Raw genomic sequence first — 15,331 nt, 5'->3', positions numbered from 1 at the left:
TGACCGAAAGTGATCGTCAGGCGGAGGCGTGATAGGCCAGGACGCCCCGGTTCACGGCCGAGATCGCCTGTCGCGCGGTGGACCGCAGCTCGGTCGACGCGCCGCCCGAGTCGGCGAGCTGGCCGAGCAGGTCGACCACCTGCCGGGCCCACCGGACGAAGTCGCCGGCCGGCATCTCGCCGTCGATCTGGTGCCCGCTGGCGAGCACCTTGGCCAACGCCTCCCCGCGCGCCCACCGGTAGATCGGCCAGGCGAAGCCGAGATCCGGCTCGCGGGTGACGGCGAGGCCGCGGGCCGCCTCGTCCGCCTCGATGTCGCCCCACAGCTTCAGCGTCTCGTCGACCGCGTCGCCGACCCCGCCGCGCGGCAGCGACGCCCGCTCGTCGACGTCCCGCCGGGCCTCGAAGACCACCACCGACACGGCGGCGGCCAGCTCGGCCGGGGACAGCCCGTCCCACACCCGGCGGCGCAGGCACTCGGCGACCAGCAGGTCGGCCTCGGTCCAGATCCGGGCCAGCATCCGGCCGGCGTCGGTGACCTCACCGTCGGGGGCCAGGTAGCCGCGCGCGGTCAGCAGCGCCACGATCCGGTCGAACGTACGGGCCAGGGAGCCCGTCCGCCCGCTGACCCGCTCCCGCAGCTCCTCGGTGTCGCGCTCCAACCGGCGGCGGCGTTCCGCCCAGCGGGCGTGCTCCTCCCGGTCGGGGCAGGCGTGGCAGGGATGCCCGCGCAGCTCGACGCGGAGCTGGCTGAGCCGGTGGTCCTCCCCGACCGCCTGGCGGGACCGGCCGCCGCGCCGGCCGCCGTGCCGGTCCAGCCCGGTGCCGCTGACCGCGGCGGCCAGGTCGCGCCGGGCCGCCGGGGACCGGTGGTTGAAGTGCTTCGGGACCCGGATCCGGGTGAGCACCTCGGCCGGGGAGGTGAAGTCGCCGGGGCTGACCCGGCCGGCCCAGCGGTCCTGGGTGAGCACCAGCGGGCGCGGCTCCCCGAACCCACCGGTCGCCGGATCGAGGACCACGGCCAGGCCGGCCCGACGGCCCGACGGCACCCGGATCACGTCGCCGACCCGCAGCCGCTCCAGCGACGCGACGGCCGCGGCCTTGCGCTGGGTCTGCCCCTGTCGGGCGATGGCCCGCTCCCGGTCGGCGATCGCCACCCGCAGCGCGAAGTACGCGTCGAAGTCGCCCTGGTGGCAGGTGGCCTCCGCGCCGTACGCCTCGATCGTCTCGGTGTTGCGCTGCACCTGCCGCGCCAGGCCGACCACCGAGCGGTCCGCCTGGAACTGGGCGAACGAGGACTCCAGCAGCTCCCGGGCCGGCGCCGCGCCGACGCTGCCGACCAGGTTGACGGCCATGTTGTAGGACGGCCGGAAGCTGGACCGCAGCGGGTAGGTGCGGGTGGAGGCGAGGCCGGCCACGTGCCGGGGGTCGGTCTCCGGCGACCAGACCACCACCGCGTGCCCCTCCACGTCGATGCCCCGCCGGCCGGCCCGGCCGGTGAGCTGGGTGTACTCCCCCGGGGTGAGGTCGACGTGGGCCTCGCCGTTGAACTTGACCAGGCGCTCCAGCACCACGCAGCGGGCCGGCATGTTGATGCCCAGCGCGAGCGTCTCGGTGGCGAAGACGGCCTTGACCAGGCCGCGGACGAACAGCTCCTCGACGACCTCCTTGAACGCGGGCAGCATGCCGGCGTGGTGGGCGGCGAGCCCGCGCTCCAGCCCGTCGAGCCACTCCCAGTAGCCCAGCACGGACAGGTCCTCACCCGGGATCGCGGTGACCTTGGACTCGACCACGCGGCGGATCTCGGCGCGCTCGTCGGGCGAGGTCAGCCGCAGCCCGGCGGCGAGGCACTGCTGCACGGCGGCGTCGCAGCCGGCCCGGCTGAAGATGAACAGGATCGCCGGGAGCAGTCCCTCCCGGTCGAGCCGGTCGACGACGTCCGGGCGCATCGGGCCCCGCCAGCGCGGGCCACGCCGCCCGCCGCCGGGGCCGGCGCTGCGTCCCTCGCCCAGCTCCAGCCGGCGCACCGTGTCCCGGGTGTACCGCAGCAGCTCGGGGTGGACGTCGTGCTTGCGGGCCGCGTCGGCGTCGTGGAACAGGTCGAACATCCGCTTGCCGACCAGCATGTGCTGCCAGAGCGGCACCGGCCGGTGCTCGGACACCACCACCGCGGTCTCGCCGCGCACGGTGACCAGCCAGTCGGCGAACTCCTCCGCGTTGGAGACGGTGGCCGACAGCGAGACCAGGGTCACCGACTCCGGCAGGTGGATGATCACCTCTTCCCACACGCCGCCCCGGAACCGGTCGGCCAGGTAGTGGACCTCGTCCATCACCACGTAGGCCAGGCCCTCGAGCGTGGCCGAGCCGGCGTAGAGCATGTTGCGCAGCACCTCGGTGGTCATCACCACCACGGGCGCGTCCCCGTTGATCGCGTTGTCGCCGGTGAGCAGGCCGACCTGCGCGACGCCGTAGCGGTCGACGAGGTCGTGGTACTTCTGGTTGGACAGCGCCTTGATCGGCGTGGTGTAGAAGCACTTGCGCCGCACGGCCGGACCGTCACCACCCGGGGTGCCGCGCAGCGCCAGGTGCACGGCGAACTCGCCCACCACCGTCTTGCCGGCGCCGGTGGGCGCGCAGACCAGCACGCCGCTGCCCCGCTCCAGGGCCTCGCACGCCTCCCGCTGGAAGTCGTCGAGGTCGAACCCGAGATCGCGGGAGAATTCGTCCAGGGCCGGGAAGGCGGAGGCCTGCGCGGCCCGGCGGCGCGCCGCGGCGTACCGCTCGGCGGGGCTCGACATGCATCCAAGATTAATCGGTACCGCCGACGACCACCGGTCAAGGCCGTCCGGCAGGGCGGTCGGAGCGGGTCGGTAGGGTGCACGACGTGCCGGACCGTACCGAACTGCCCCACGCCTCGCGCGGCGCCGACGACGCCGTCCGCCCGAGCCCGTCCCGCCGGCCCGTGGAGGCGGTGCTCTTCGACTTCCACGGCACCCTCGCCCAGGTGGAGGAGCCGCTGGCCTGGGTGCGCGCCGCCGCGGCCGCCTGCGGGGTCGAACTGGACCGGATCAAGGCCACCTCGCTCGCCGACCGGCTGCTCACCGCCGGCCGGGCCGGCGGCCCGCTGCCGGCCCGGGTGCCGCCCCGGCTGGCCGAGCTGTGGGCCGACCGCGACCTCTACCCGCACGCCCATCGGGCGGCCTACACCGGGCTGGCCGAGACCGTCGACGCCGGCATCGACGGGCTCGCCGACGCGCTCTACGAGCGGGTGCTGGTGCCCGAGGGCTGGTTGCCGTACCCGGACACCGCGCCGGTGCTCGGCGCGCTGCGGGCTGCCGGGGTGAAGGTCGCGGTGGTCAGCAACATCGGCTTCGACCTGCGACCACTCTTCACCGCCTGGGGCCTGGACGCGCTTGTCGACGCGTACGCGCTGTCGTACGAGGTGGGGCGCTGCAAGCCGGACCCGGGCATCTTCCTGCGGGCCTGCGGGCTGCTCGGCGTCGACCCGGAGCACACGCTGATGGTGGGCGACACCCCGGCCGACGCCGGCGCGGTGGCGGCCGGCTGCGGCGTGCTGGTGCTGCCGTGCGCCGAACCCGGCCGGCCGAACGGGCTGGGCGCGGTGCTCGACCTGGCCGGCGTCCGGTGACCGGCCGCGCGGCGGGTCGTCAAGCTGGCCACGCGGCGGAGCCTCGGGCCGGCCGCGCGGCGGAGCGCCGGGCCGGCCGCGCGGCGGAGCCCCGGGGCCGACGTGCCCGGCCCGATGTCCGGCATGCCGGCTGAGGTCAGCGGCGGCACCGACCGGCACCCCCTACCGCCGGGCCGGCTCGGTGGGGTGGCGCTGGTGCTCGGTGGGGCGTTGTCCGTGCAGTTCGGTTCCGCGCTGGCCGCGTCGTTGTTCCCGCGGACCGGGGTGGCGGGGGCGGTCACGCTGCGGCTCACTCTCGGCGCGCTGCTGATGCTCGTCGTGTGCCGGCCCCGGCTGCGCGGGCACCGGCGCGGCGACTGGACCGCCGTGGTCGCGTTCGGGCTGGCCCTGGCCGGCATGAACTCGATCTTCTACCAGGCGATCGAACGGATCCCGCTCGGGCCGGCCGTCACGCTGGAGGTGCTCGGCCCGTTGGCGCTCTCCGTGGTCGGGGCACGCCGGGTCGCCGCGTGGTGCTGGGCCGGGCTGGCGCTGGCCGGCGTCGCCCTGCTCGGGCAGGGCGGCTTCGACCGGCTGGACCCCGTCGGCGCGGCGCTGGCGCTGGCGGCGGGCACGATGTGGGCGGCGTACATCGTCTGCTCGGCCCGGGTCGGCGCGCGGTTCCCCCGCGCCGACGGCCTGGCCCTGGCCCTGACCGTGGCGGCGCTTGTCACCCTGCCGATCGGGCTGGTCGACGCGGGCGGTCGGCTGACCCACCCGGCGGTGCTGGGGCTCGGCGCCGGGCTGGCGCTGCTCGCCTCGGTGCTGCCCTACAGCCTGGAACTGGCGGCGCTGCGACGGCTGCCCACCGCCACGTTCGCGGTGCTGATGAGCCTCGGACCGGCGATCGCCGCGCTGGCCGGCTGGCTGGTTCTCGGTCAGGCGCTGCACCCGGTCGAGGTGCTCGCCATCGCGCTGGTGGTGGCCGCGAGCGCGGGTGCGGTCCACGCCGCCGCCCCACCACCGGCCGTGGTCAGCGCAGCAGCCGCAGCGCCGCCGGCACGGCGGTGACGGTCACCGGCAACGGGAACGCCCGCTCGCCGTCCGCGTACGTGGTGATGCCGTCGGCGGTCAGCTCCACCGTCCGCGCCCGGTAGGTCCGCACCAGCGGGTGCGTGACGTGGGTGCCCCGGTAGATGCGGGGCTTGACCCGCATCAGCGTGCGCCTGTCGAAGCGACCGCCCACCACCACGTCCAACAGCCCGTCGGTCGGGTCGGCGTCCGGGCAGATCCGCATGCCGCCGCCGTAGCTGGCCGCGTTGCCGACCGCGACCAGCACCGCGTCCACCTCGTGCGGCACGCCGTCCAGGGTGAGCCGGTAGCGGCGGGGGCGCAGCCGGGCCAGCTCGACCAGGATCGCCAGATCGTACCGGCGACGGCCGCGCGGCCAGCGCATCCGGTTGGCCCGCTCGTTGACGATCGCGTCGAAGCCGGCCGCGAGCACCGCACCGAACCAACGGTCGGCGTCGCCGGGCCGGGACAGCCGGGCCAGGTCCACCGGGCGGCTCCGGCCGGCGGCCAGCGCGGCGGCGATCACGTCGACGGCGGCGAGCGGGTCGGCCGGGTAGCCGGTGTCCACCGCGAAGTCGTTGCCGGTGCCGGCCGGGACCGGCCCGAACGGCACCGCCGTGCCGGCGACCGCCTGCACCGCACGGTGCACGGTGCCGTCGCCGCCGACCGAGACCAGCGCCCCGGCGCCGCCGGCCACCGCGGCGTGACACGCCGCCTCCGCCTCCCCGGCGGTACGCGCACGCAGCAGCTCCACCGGGCGGCCGGCGGCGCCGAGGCGCGTCAGGACCTCCGGCAGCAGGCCCCGGTGCCGGCCCCGGGCGGCGGTCGGGTTGGCGAGCACGGCCACCGGGCCGGGCGGAACATGATCGGGCGCGGTCACGGCGAGCACGGTACGACACCGGGCGCACCGCCCACCAGACGTCGGTGATCGACGGGGCCGCGGCGCGGACGACCGTACGGCATACTCCGCGCCATGCGTTCCCGCACGCTGATCGCCGTCCTCGCCCCGTTCGCGCTCGCCCCGTTCGCGCTGGCCGCCGGGCTGTGGTGGGCGCACCGGCCGGGTGAGACGCCCTGGCACGACAGCGCGGTCGCCGACGCCACCGGTACGGTCGACCGGCTGGAGAGTCGGTTCGACGTCGACCACCTCTACCGGGCCGAGGACTTCGTGCACGCCGCCGGGCAGGAGCAGGCGGTGGAGGTGCTCCAGGTACGCGGCGAGACGCACTGGCAGACCGGGGTGACGTTGGTGCTGCGGGTGACCGGGCACGGCGTCGGCGTCAACGACTGGGGCGAGCGGGTCGAGGGCACCGAGCCGGTCTGCTTCCGGCTGAACCTCGGCCCCGAACGGGACGAGCGCGACGACGACATCGACTGCCCCACCGGCGACCCGCTGCCGGTCCCTCGGGACCCGTCCCTCACCGGCGTCGACGCCCGGCTCCGGGCGGCGCTCACCCGGTCCGGCCCCGACGAGGCCGCGGCCCGTGCCGCCGTGGCCGGCCTGGAACTCGACCCGGCCGTGCGGCAGGAGATCACCGTGCGGGGCGGCACGGTCGGCGTGGCGCTGCGGGCCAGCCAGTACGACTGCCTGCTCGCCCGCGTCGGCCCGACGGGCGCCACCGAGACGTGGCGGCCCTCCCACGTCCAACTCGCCCCCGGTGAGCTGAGTTGTTCCGCCGGGCTGGCGTTGAGCAGCCAGTTCGGCCACTCCGTCCGCTGACCGGCGACACGCCGACGGCGCCCGGCACGGAGCCGGACGCCGTCGGAAGGAACGTGGGTCAGGGCAGGTCGACCGGGCGCAGCACCCGGTCCACCGCGTGGGCGATCTGCTTGTTGCCCTTGTTGATGTCGTAGCGGACCACCCGCGCGTCACGGTCGTTGGTGTCCGCGTCGACCAGGCGCACCTGCTTGCCGTACCAGCAGTGCCGCACGTCGACCTCGACGGAGGCGCCGAGCGCGGTCGACAGCTCCGCGCCGTCGGCCTTCAGCGCCGCCTTCCGGTCGATCGTGGCGCCCGGCACCACGTGGTAGAGCAGCACGTTCTCCACGGTGTCCACACCCAGGCCGGCGACCCCGTCGAACGCGGCCTTCTCGCTCGGCAGCGTCCGCGCGTGGGTGATGTCGCGGACCAGCTCGCGGAACGCGTAGTCGTTCGGCACGAACGCGGTCAGCGCGACCGTGCCGTCGGTGAGCACCTTCACCGGCGAGTTCGGCTTCGCCTCCAACACGGTCAGGACCGCCTTGGTGAGCACGTCGAAGTCCCGCGCGTTGCGGTCGAAGCCGCTCTTGTCGGCGGTGAGCACCGCGGCCAGCGAACGCGTGCCGGGCTGCTTCGCGCCGGCCTGGGCGGGCGCGGCGGCGACGGCGGTGGCCACCGCCGCGGCCGTGGCACCCACGGCCAGCCGGGCGGCGAGACGAGCGATGTTCATCGGGGAGCCTTTCGTCGAGGCGACCAGGTCCGTGACTGTCGTCACGACCCTTGCTTCGCCCGCACCGTCCCCGATGGATGCACCCGCGTCGCAACTCTTCCGGTCAGCGCACCACCAACCGCTTACTCACCGACGGCACCCCGTCGCCCTTGACCTTGAGCGTCCAGTTCCCGGCCGCGCCCAGGGCCACCACCGTCTCGGCGGTGCCGTTCGGCTCCGCCTTCAGCTCGGCGATCCGCTTGCCGTCCGGATTGAGCACGTACAGCGTCCGGGCGCCGGCGGTCTTGTTGGTCACCTTCAGCGAGAGCTTCTCGCCGGGCTCGGCGATCAGCCCGTCCGCGCCGGTGAGCGTGTCACCGGTCAGCTCGACGGCGATCGCCCGGTCGTACGCGGTCTCGGCCGCGGCACTGGCCACGTTGCCGTCGTCGGAGACGGTGATCCGGGTACGCACCCCGTCGCCCTGCCGGCCGGGCTTGCAGGCCACCTCGTAGGAGCCGGTGGCGAGCGTGGCGCGCAGGTCGCCGGTGCGGCCCGCCGGCACGTCGGCCACCTCGGCGACCACCTTGGTGAAGGCGTCGCCCTCCCGACCGTAGACGTAGACGCCGGTGGCCTGCTGCCCCCGGTTGGTCACGGTGAAGGTCACCGTGCCGGGGGTGAACAGCGTGGTGGTGACCTCGCAGCTGGTGTCGGTGGCGGTCACCGGGACCTGCTCGCCCTTCGGCGCGGGCTCGTCGTCGCCGCAGGCGGTGAGCGCGGTGGCGGCACAGAGGACGGTCAGGACGGCGGCGGTACGGCTTTTCATCGGGGCTCTCCGGAGCGGAGGTCAGCGCGCTGACCGGGACGGGCGTGGGACTCGGCGGAGTCAGCAGAGTCTAAGCGGGCCGGCGGCGGCGGCAAGGCCCGAGGGCGACTCGAAATGTGCAGCCGCGCGCCGGCCCGGCATGATGGGCGGCATGCGTCTGGTCTCCCTGCTGCCGTCCGCCACCGAGATCGTCTACGCGCTGGGTCTCGGTGACGACCTGGTCGGGGTGACGTTCGAGTGCGAGGTGCCGCCGTCGTACCGGGCCGGCGTCACGGTGGTGGTGGGCGGTCGGGACACCCGCGGCATGAGCCCCGGTGAGATCGACGCGTACGTGCGGGAGCGGGTCGCCGCCGGCGACGACCTGTACACGTTGCACGCCGGCGCGCTGGCCGGGTTGGACCCGGACCTGATCCTCACCCAGGACCTGTGCCGGGTCTGCGCGCTGCCGTCCGGCCGGGTGGCCGACGCCGTCGACCATCTCGGTGCGCGGGCGGAGGTGCTGTCGCTCGACCCGTACACGCTCGACGACGTGCTGGGCACGATCCGCGCGGTGGGCGCGGCGGCCCGGGTGCCGGACCGCGCCGAGGCCCTGGTGGACGGCCTGCGCGCCCGGCTGGCGGCGATCCGGTCGGCGGTGGCCGGCCGGCCCCGGCGGCGGGTCGCCGTCATCGAGTGGGTGGACCCGCCGTTCGGTGCCGGGCACTGGATCCCGGACCTGGTGGACGTCGCCGGCGGCGAGCCGGTGGCGACCAGCGCGGGGGCCCGGTCCACGCCGACGACCTGGGCGGAACTGCGGGCCACCGGCCCGGAGGTGGTGCTGGTCGCGCCGTGCGGCTTCCGACTGGACGGGGCCGCCGACCAGGCCGGCGCGGTGGCCGGGCACTTCCCCGGCGCGGAGGTCTGGGCGGTGGACGCGGACGCGCTCATCGTGCGGGCCGGTCCCCGCCTGGTCGACGGCACCGAGGCGATCGCCGCGATCCTGCACCCCGACGCCGTCGCGCCGCTGTCCCCCACCGCCGCCCGCCGGGTGGCCTGACCCCCGCCCGGCCGACCTCCCGGGACGACGAACGCCGCCCCCGAGCAGCGGGGACGGCGTTCGACTGCGGACCGGACGGTCAGGTCATGTCGTCGTAGCGGCGTTCGATCGGCGCCGGCGCGGCGACCGGCTCGGGGGCCGCGACCGGGGCGGACGCCTCGATCCGGCCACCGGTCGGCACCGGCTCGTCGGACAGGTCCAGCGGCGACACCTCGTCGTCGGCGATGCCGGCGTAGACCTCCCGGCCCCGCCCGCGCCGTCGGTCGTTGATGAACGCCACCCCGACCGCGCCGAAGTAGAGCGCGGAGAGGCAGACCGCCAGCGCCGTCATGCCGAACGGGTCCGGCGTCGGCGTGACCACCGCGGAGAACGCGAAGAACACGAAGATCGCCACCCGCCACCAGCTCAGCAGCCGCTTGGCGCTGGCCAGGCCGACGAAGTTGAGCATCAGCACGATCAGCGGGAACTCGAACGCCACCCCGAACAGCAGGATCAGGTTGGTGACGAAGGAGATGTAGCGAGTCACTTCGAGGTTGGTCGCGATGTCGTCGCCGGAGACGTTGAGCAGGAACTCGAGTCCCTTGGTGGTGACGAAGAACGCCAGCACCGCACCGGCGGCGAACAGCGGAGCGGCGAGCGCGGTGAAGATGTACGCGTAGCGCCGCTCGTGCCGGTGCAGGCCGGGCGCGATGAACGCCCAGAGCTGGTAGAGCCAGACCGGGGCGGCGATGATCAGGCCGACCCAGAGGCCGATCTTCAGATTCAGCAGGAAGACGTCGGCGACGCCGAGCTGCACGAACAGGCACTTGCCGGTGTCCGGATCGACCGACTGCGGCAGGTCGCAGTAGGGCTGCGACAGCAACTTCCGGACCGGCTCGGCCAGCCAGAAACCGAAGCCGAAGCCGACCACGACCGCCAGGGAGGCCCGGAAGAGTCGGTTACGCAGCTCGCGGATGTGCTCGATGAGCGTCATCGAGCCGTCGGCGGCGCGCGCGAACGTGCTCGGCCCGCGCTTCTTCAACCCGAAGGCCACGGTGATGAGGCCCCTTCGGATCAGTTCTCGCGGACGCGCTGCACCGGGTCGACCGGCGGGGCGACCGGCTGCTGCGGCTGCGGAGCATACTGCGGCTGGTACTGCTGCTGGGGCTGCGCGTACTGCTGCTGGCCCTGGACCGGCTGCTGCGGCGGGAGAGGCTGGTAGGCGGCCTGCGCGTCGGCCTTCTCGGCCAGGTCACGGTCGTCGTCGTGCAGGCTCTTCGTCTCGGCCTTGATGATCCGCAGCGAACGGCCCAGCGAGCGGGCCGCGTCCGGGAGCCGCTTCGCGCCGAACAGCAGGATCAGCACGACCACGAGTACGGCGATGTGCCACGGCTTGAGGGCACCCATGGGAAGCTCCAGTCGCTCTGTGTCGGTGGTGAGGTGGGTCGCCGCCCATCGTACGTGGGTCGCAGCGGCTTGCCACCCCCGCCGGGCCCGCTGGTGCCGACCCGGTCGGTGAAGTCTCGGCCAACCCGAAGTGTCCCGTCAACCACCCGTCGTGGCGCATTCGGGTGGGAAACGGCACGCGTCGATCGCTACTCCCCGCGCTTGGCCTTGATCAACGTGACCCGTTCCTGCGCGACGGTCGCCCGCTCCTGGAGCGCCTCGGCCCGCGCCTGCAACTCCTCGGCGGCCGAACGCAGCGACTCCGCCTCGACGGCCCGGCGCTGCAACGCCACCGCCGAACGGCGCAGCCGGGGCAGCCGGGCCACCACCGGGCGGACCGCCAGGGCCAGCACGACCAGCGCGAACAGCACGACCCCGAGCACGATCCACATCACCACGCGGTCAGCCTATCGGGTGACGCCGGCGGCCGCCGGATCGGCGGTGCCGGTCGGGACCGCGTACGCGTCAAGCGCGGCGACCGCCTGCGCGCGGACCTGCTCGGCCAGCTCGGCCGGGGCCACCACTGTCGCGTCCGGGCCCAGCCCGAGCACGAACCGGCGGGCCCAGCCGAGGTCGGTGACCCGCAGCGACACCAGCCACTGCTCGCCGTCGGCCTCGACCCGCTCGCACGGATAGTATTCGGTGATCCACCGCTCGCCCCGGCCGATCCGCAGCGTGATCAACGGCAGGTCGGCCGACGGCCGGAACACGCCGTCGCGCAGGTCGTGCGGGCGGGCCTGCGGCGGCACCACGGCCCGCTCCGGCAGCTCGGTGACCGCGTCGATCCGGTCGGCCCGGAACAGCCGGACCGCCTCGGCGCGGCGGCACCACGCCTCCACGTACGCCCGGCCACCCACCGACAGCATCCGCAACGGGTCGATGGTGCGTTCGGTGGACTCGTCCCGCGCCGGCGTGTAGTAGGTGATCCGCAGCGCGCGGCCCCGCTCGACCGCGGCGCGCAGCTCCCGCACCCGGTCGGTGTCGCCGGGCAGCAGCACCTCCACCGGCGCGCCGCCCAGGTCACCGGCCGCGCTCTCGATCTTCGCCAGGGCCCGCTCCACCGCCTCCCGATTCGCCACCCCGGGCGTCTCGGCGAGCATCCGCAGCGCCACCACCAGCGCCAACGCCTCATCGGGAGTGAGCCGCAGCGGCCGGTCGATGCCGGCGTCGTAGGTGATCGTCACCCGGTCGCCGTCGAACGCCATGTCGATCAGGTCACCGGGGCCGTAACCCGGCAGCCCGCACACCCAGAGCAGCTCCAGATCCTCCCGGAGCTGCCGCTCGGTCACGCCCAGGTCGTGCGCCGCCTCGGCGATCTCGATGCCGGGGCGGGCCAGCAGGTAGGGCACCAGGTTGAGCAGCCGGGCCAGCCGGTCGGCCGAGGCACGGCCGGCGCGGGCCGCCGCCGGCCGGGTCACCGGGCACCCCCGGCCACCGCCAGCTCGTCGTGCCGGGCCGCGACCTCCTTCAACCGCTGGATGACCGCCTCCCGGACCTCCGGCGGCTCCAGCACCCGCACGTCCGGGCCGTACCCGACGATCTGACCGGCCAGGAACTCGGCGTCGGCGTACGGCAGCACCAGCCGGTCCCCGTCCGGCCCGGCGTGGCTCTCCACCGCCCAGCGCCGCAGCCCCGCGGCGCGGCCCGGCGTGACCAGCACGGTCGCCCGACCGGTGCGCTCCACCGGCCCCGACCAGCGGGCCACGTGACTGATCAGGTCCACCCCGGCGGGCGGCTGGTAGGCCCCCGGCGCACCGGTCGCCCGGACCGCGCCGACGACCCGGGAAAGCCGGAAGCAGCGGGTCGCCGCCCGGTCCAGGTCGTGACCGACCACGTACCACCGGCCGCGCCAACACACCACGCCCCACGGCTGCACCCGGCGGCGGGTCGGCGCGTCCCGGTCCGGCACCCGGTAGTCGAAGGCGACCTCCCGGCGGTCCCGCGCGGCGGCGGTCAGCGGCGCGAACGCCGGATCGACCGTCACCATCGGCTCCAGACCCAGGGTGGCCTGCGGGTCCACGTCGATGCCGGCGGCACGCAGCTTCGCCAGCCCCGACGAGGCGGCGGCGGCCAGGCCGGCGTGCTGCCACAGCCGGGCCGCGATGCCCACCGCGGCGGCCTCGTCCGGTTCGAGCGGGATGTCGGGCAACGCGTACTCCCGGTGGGCGATCCGGTAGCCCGGCTCGGCGTCGAACACGCTCGCCGTGCCGGTCTCCAGCGGCACGCCCAGCTCCCGCAGCTCGGCCTTGTCGCGCTCGAACTTGCGCTGGAACGCCTCATGGTCCTTGGCGTCGTCCGGGTCGTGCTCGTAGCCGGGCACGGTCGCGGCGATCTGGGCGGCGGTCAGGAAACGCCGCGTCGACAGCAGGCAGATCACCAGGTTGACCAGGCGTTCGGTACGGGTCCGGGACACGTACCGAACGCTAGCAGCCCGCGCGTCCGACGCGGGCACCCACGCGGGCGCGGCGCGCGGTCACCACCCGAGCGGCCCCGTCCGGGTCACCGGGCGGCCCGTCCGGACCGGCCATAGGGTGAGCCCATGGCGGAACCGGAAGTCAAGACCGAGAGCGTCGGCACCGTCGTGGTGGCCGGCGCGGCGAACCTCGCCATCGCGATCGCGAAGCTGGTCGCGGGTCTGCTCTCCGGCTCCGCGGCGATGCTCTCCGAGGCCGCCCACTCGGTCGCCGACACCACCACCGAGGTGCTGCTCTACCTGGCGCTGCGTCGCGGCGCGCGGCCCGCCGACCCCCGGCACCCGTTCGGGTACGGCAAGGAGAGCTACGTCTGGGCGTTCCTCGCCGCGCTGTTCACGTTCGTGGCCGGCGCCGGTTTCGCCATCACCCACGGCGTCACCACCATCCTCGTGCACGAACACACCGGCGACTACCTGGTCGCCTACGTGGTGCTGGCGATCTCGTTCGCCATCGAGTCGGTGTCGCTGGCCCGGGCCGTCCGGCAGGTGCGCGGCGAGTCCCGGCGCTGGCGCACCACCCCCCGCCGCTACCTGCGGCTCACCGCCGACACCACGGTCAAGGCCGTCTTCCTGGAGGACAGCGCCGCGCTGATCGGCCTGCTCATCGCCGCCGCCGGGCTCACCCTGTCCCACCTCACCGGCGACGAACTCTACGACGGCGTCGCCTCCATCCTGATCGGCGTGCTGCTGCTGGTGGTCGCCGCGATCCTGGCCCACAGCAACATCTCACTGCTGGTCGGCCGCGCCGTCTCGGAACGCACGCACCGGCAGATCGAGCAGGAGCTGGCCGCGCTGCCGACGGTCGACCGGATCGACACACTGATGACCATGTTCCTCGGCCCGGAGGACATCCTGGTCGCCGCCAAGGTCGACTTCCGCGACGACGCCACCGGCGCCGAGATCGAAGCCGCCGCCGACGAGGCGGAACGCCGGCTCACCGGGCGGTTCCCGGAGATCGGGTACGTCTTCCTCGACCCCACCCGGTCCCGCGCCGCCGGCCGGCGCGCCCGGACCACCCAGGACGAGACCGGCCGCCCCGTCGACCAGGACGCCTGACCCGGCCGTCGCCCGCCCCGCCGCCGGCCGATAGGTTGCCGGTCATGGTGCGATGGCGGTCCGGCACGGTCACGGCGGTTCGACGACGGTGGGCCGGCGCCGTGGAACTCGACGTCGACCTGCCCGACGGCGCCCGGATGCGGGCCCTGGCCTACCCGGCGCTGGTCGGCGACCCGGAACCCGGCGACCGCGTGCTGCTCAACGCCGGCGCGCTGCTGATGGGCCTCGGCACCGGCGGTTACGCCCTGGTCGTCGCGCTGCCCGACCGGCTCCCCGCCGACCCGCCGCAGGCCGGCGACAGCCGGGACGCCGGGCACCTCGTCAAGGCCCGCTACACGCCGCTGCAACCGATCCTGCTCGGCGTCGACGAGGAAGCCTCTCCGCACCACCACCGGCTGGCCACCGCCGAGTCCGTCGACGGGATGCCGGTGGTCACCGCCGACCTGCACTCCGCCCTGCCGGCGATCCTGGCCGGCGTGCACGCCGACGCCCCACACGCCCGGGTCGCGTACCTGCTCACCGACGGCGGCGCGCTGCCCGCCTGGTTCTCCCGCACCCTCGCCGGTCTCGCCGACCACCTCGCCGGCACGGTCAGCGTCGGCCAGGCGTTCGGCGGCGACCTGGAAGCCAGCACGCTGCACAGCGGCCTGCTCGCCGCCCGGCACGTGCTCCACGCCGACCTGACGATCGTCGCCCAGGGGCCGGGCAACCTCGGCACCGGCACCCGCTGGGGCTTCTCCGGCGTCGCCGTCGGTGAAGCCGTCAACGCGGTCGCCACGCTGGGCGGACGCCCGGTCGGCTCGCTGCGGATCTCCGACGCCGATTCCCGCCCCCGGCACCGCGGCGTCTCCCACCACAGCCTCACCGCGTACGGCCGGGTCGCGCTGGCCCCCGCGGAACTGGTCGTGCCCGACGGCCTCGACCCGGAACTGGCGACGGACGTGACCGCGGCGCTGGCACCACTCGCGGACCGACACCGCGTCGTCACCGTGCCCACCGACGGCCTCGACGCGGCGCTGCGCGCCAGCCCGGTCGGGCTTTCGACGATGGGCCGCGGTCTCGACGCCGACCACGCCTACTTCCTGGCCGCGGCCGCCGCCGGCCGATACGCCGCCGGCCTGCTCGGCTGAGCCAACCCGCCGACCGACCTCAGCCGAAGAAGACGATCAGCCCGACCCAGGCCGCCACGATCACCACCAGCGCGACCGCCATCGCCCACGTCGGCACCTTGTGGTCACCGCGGCGGTTGCGCGCGATCTCGGCGCGGATCTTCTCCCGCCGCCGGTCGATCCAGTTGAGTTTCTCGGCGCCGCCGTCCCGCTCGCGGCCGGAGGTCTGGCCGCGCTCGCGGCCCTGCGGTTCGGAAGTGTCCATGGCGGGGCCAGCCTACCGGGGCCGCGGCGGCCGGCACC

16 protein-coding genes are annotated in these 15,331 nt (G+C 74.9%); 6 read left to right on the top strand and 10 right to left on the bottom strand.

What is annotated here, in order from left to right; all coding sequences use genetic code 11:
* Positions 1 to 16: 16 nt before the first annotated feature.
* Positions 17 to 2,797, bottom strand: coding sequence for an RNA helicase (locus C8054_RS05425; protein ID WP_107155606.1), 2,781 nt, complete (start codon positions 2,795 to 2,797; stop codon positions 17 to 19).
* Positions 2,798 to 2,883: 86 nt separating this feature from the next.
* Here C8054_RS05425 and C8054_RS05420 point away from each other — a divergent pair, with 86 nt between their 5' ends.
* Together C8054_RS05420 and C8054_RS05415 are read left to right on the top strand one after the other, a co-directional pair.
* Positions 2,884 to 3,648, top strand: a complete 765-nt coding sequence (locus C8054_RS05420; RefSeq protein ID WP_107155659.1) for an HAD family hydrolase — start codon at positions 2,884 to 2,886, stop codon at positions 3,646 to 3,648.
* A 123-nt stretch (positions 3,649 to 3,771) separates the two neighbouring features.
* Positions 3,772 to 4,698, top strand: a complete 927-nt coding sequence (locus C8054_RS05415; protein ID WP_199199546.1) for a DMT family transporter — start codon at positions 3,772 to 3,774, stop codon at positions 4,696 to 4,698.
* Here the strand turns inward: C8054_RS05415 and C8054_RS05410 are convergent.
* Positions 4,661 to 5,587: a diacylglycerol kinase gene (locus C8054_RS05410; RefSeq protein WP_107155604.1), complete on the bottom strand. Its 927-nt coding sequence runs from the start codon at positions 5,585 to 5,587 to the stop codon at positions 4,661 to 4,663. The two genes, C8054_RS05415 and C8054_RS05410, sit on opposite strands and share 38 nt — an antisense overlap.
* Positions 5,588 to 5,671: 84 nt before the next feature.
* Between C8054_RS05410 and C8054_RS05405 the strand changes: the two genes are divergently transcribed.
* A complete protein-coding gene (locus C8054_RS05405) occupies positions 5,672 to 6,418 on the top strand; it encodes a hypothetical protein (protein WP_107155603.1) in 747 nt (248 codons plus the stop codon).
* A 58-nt stretch (positions 6,419 to 6,476) separates the two neighbouring features.
* Here C8054_RS05405 and C8054_RS05400 read toward each other — a convergent pair whose 3' ends face one another.
* Entirely contained in the window at positions 6,477 to 7,127 is a 651-nt protein-coding gene (locus tag C8054_RS05400; protein ID WP_107155602.1) for a fasciclin domain-containing protein, read from the bottom strand.
* 103 nt (positions 7,128 to 7,230) lie between these two features.
* Entirely contained in the window at positions 7,231 to 7,929 is a 699-nt protein-coding gene (locus C8054_RS05395; protein WP_107155601.1) for a hypothetical protein, read from the bottom strand.
* 151 nt (positions 7,930 to 8,080) lie between these two features.
* On the opposite strand from C8054_RS05395, the gene C8054_RS05390 reads away from it, so the two are divergent.
* Complete coding sequence (locus C8054_RS05390) at positions 8,081 to 8,965, top strand: ABC transporter substrate-binding protein (protein WP_233219501.1); 885 nt, start codon at positions 8,081 to 8,083, stop codon at positions 8,963 to 8,965.
* 79 nt (positions 8,966 to 9,044) lie between these two features.
* Here the strand turns inward: C8054_RS05390 and tatC are convergent, their stop codons facing one another.
* The 5 genes from tatC to C8054_RS05365 form a co-directional block, all read right to left on the bottom strand.
* Positions 9,045 to 9,998 carry a twin-arginine translocase subunit TatC gene (tatC, locus tag C8054_RS05385; protein WP_107155599.1) on the bottom strand — a complete coding sequence of 318 codons (954 nt, stop codon included), beginning with the start codon at positions 9,996 to 9,998 and terminating at the stop codon, positions 9,045 to 9,047.
* A gap of 20 nt (positions 9,999 to 10,018) precedes the next feature.
* The gene (gene tatA / locus C8054_RS05380) at positions 10,019 to 10,351 is read right to left on the bottom strand and encodes a Sec-independent protein translocase subunit TatA (RefSeq protein ID WP_107155598.1); all 333 of its coding nucleotides are present in this window, start codon (positions 10,349 to 10,351) and stop codon (positions 10,019 to 10,021) included.
* Positions 10,352 to 10,539: 188 nt separating this feature from the next.
* The gene (locus C8054_RS05375; RefSeq protein ID WP_107155597.1) at positions 10,540 to 10,788 is read right to left on the bottom strand and encodes a hypothetical protein; all 249 of its coding nucleotides are present in this window, start codon (positions 10,786 to 10,788) and stop codon (positions 10,540 to 10,542) included.
* A gap of 9 nt (positions 10,789 to 10,797) precedes the next feature.
* Positions 10,798 to 11,808: a YafY family protein gene (locus tag C8054_RS05370; protein ID WP_107155596.1), complete on the bottom strand. Its 1,011-nt coding sequence runs from the start codon at positions 11,806 to 11,808 to the stop codon at positions 10,798 to 10,800.
* The gene (locus C8054_RS05365) at positions 11,805 to 12,803 is read right to left on the bottom strand and encodes a YafY family protein (protein ID WP_107155595.1); all 999 of its coding nucleotides are present in this window, start codon (positions 12,801 to 12,803) and stop codon (positions 11,805 to 11,807) included. The genes C8054_RS05370 and C8054_RS05365 overlap by 4 nt, the downstream gene beginning before the upstream one ends.
* A gap of 126 nt (positions 12,804 to 12,929) precedes the next feature.
* Between C8054_RS05365 and C8054_RS05360 the strand changes: the two genes are divergently transcribed.
* Together C8054_RS05360 and C8054_RS05355 are read left to right on the top strand one after the other, a co-directional pair.
* Entirely contained in the window at positions 12,930 to 13,919 is a 990-nt protein-coding gene (locus C8054_RS05360) for a cation diffusion facilitator family transporter (RefSeq protein ID WP_107155594.1), read from the top strand.
* 44 nt (positions 13,920 to 13,963) lie between these two features.
* Positions 13,964 to 15,049, top strand: coding sequence for a DUF3866 family protein (locus tag C8054_RS05355; RefSeq protein WP_107155593.1), 1,086 nt, complete (start codon positions 13,964 to 13,966; stop codon positions 15,047 to 15,049).
* A gap of 19 nt (positions 15,050 to 15,068) precedes the next feature.
* On the opposite strand, the gene C8054_RS05350 is transcribed toward C8054_RS05355, so the two are convergent.
* Positions 15,069 to 15,293, bottom strand: coding sequence for a hypothetical protein (locus C8054_RS05350; RefSeq protein ID WP_107155592.1), 225 nt, complete (start codon positions 15,291 to 15,293; stop codon positions 15,069 to 15,071).
* Positions 15,294 to 15,331: the final 38 nt, after the last annotated feature.

Source organism: Micromonospora sp. RP3T (assembly GCF_003027925.1).
GTDB lineage: Bacteria > Actinomycetota > Actinomycetes > Mycobacteriales > Micromonosporaceae > Micromonospora.
The sequence above is the reverse complement of the archived record's forward strand: the minus strand, read 5'-3'. Positions and strand labels throughout refer to the sequence as shown.

What these genes read in the sequence shown, in the direction of transcription:
- C8054_RS05355 (WP_107155593.1), top strand. Translation starts at nt 13,964, where the DNA reads ATGGTGCGATGGCGGTCCGGCACGGTCACGGCGGTTCGACGACGGTGG.
- C8054_RS05360 (WP_107155594.1), top strand. Translation starts at nt 12,930, where the DNA reads ATGGCGGAACCGGAAGTCAAGACCGAGAGCGTCGGCACCGTCGTGGTG.
- C8054_RS05405 (WP_107155603.1), top strand. Translation starts at nt 5,672, where the DNA reads ATGCGTTCCCGCACGCTGATCGCCGTCCTCGCCCCGTTCGCGCTCGCC.
- C8054_RS05350 (WP_107155592.1), bottom strand. Translation starts at nt 15,293, where the DNA reads ATGGACACTTCCGAACCGCAGGGCCGCGAGCGCGGCCAGACCTCCGGC.
- C8054_RS05400 (WP_107155602.1), bottom strand. Translation starts at nt 7,127, where the DNA reads ATGAACATCGCTCGTCTCGCCGCCCGGCTGGCCGTGGGTGCCACGGCC.
- tatA (WP_107155598.1), bottom strand. Translation starts at nt 10,351, where the DNA reads ATGGGTGCCCTCAAGCCGTGGCACATCGCCGTACTCGTGGTCGTGCTG.
- C8054_RS05390 (WP_233219501.1), top strand. Translation starts at nt 8,081, where the DNA reads ATGCGTCTGGTCTCCCTGCTGCCGTCCGCCACCGAGATCGTCTACGCG.
- C8054_RS05415 (WP_199199546.1), top strand. Translation starts at nt 3,772, where the DNA reads ATGCCGGCTGAGGTCAGCGGCGGCACCGACCGGCACCCCCTACCGCCG.
- C8054_RS05425 (WP_107155606.1), bottom strand. Translation starts at nt 2,797, where the DNA reads ATGTCGAGCCCCGCCGAGCGGTACGCCGCGGCGCGCCGCCGGGCCGCG.
- C8054_RS05395 (WP_107155601.1), bottom strand. Translation starts at nt 7,929, where the DNA reads ATGAAAAGCCGTACCGCCGCCGTCCTGACCGTCCTCTGTGCCGCCACC.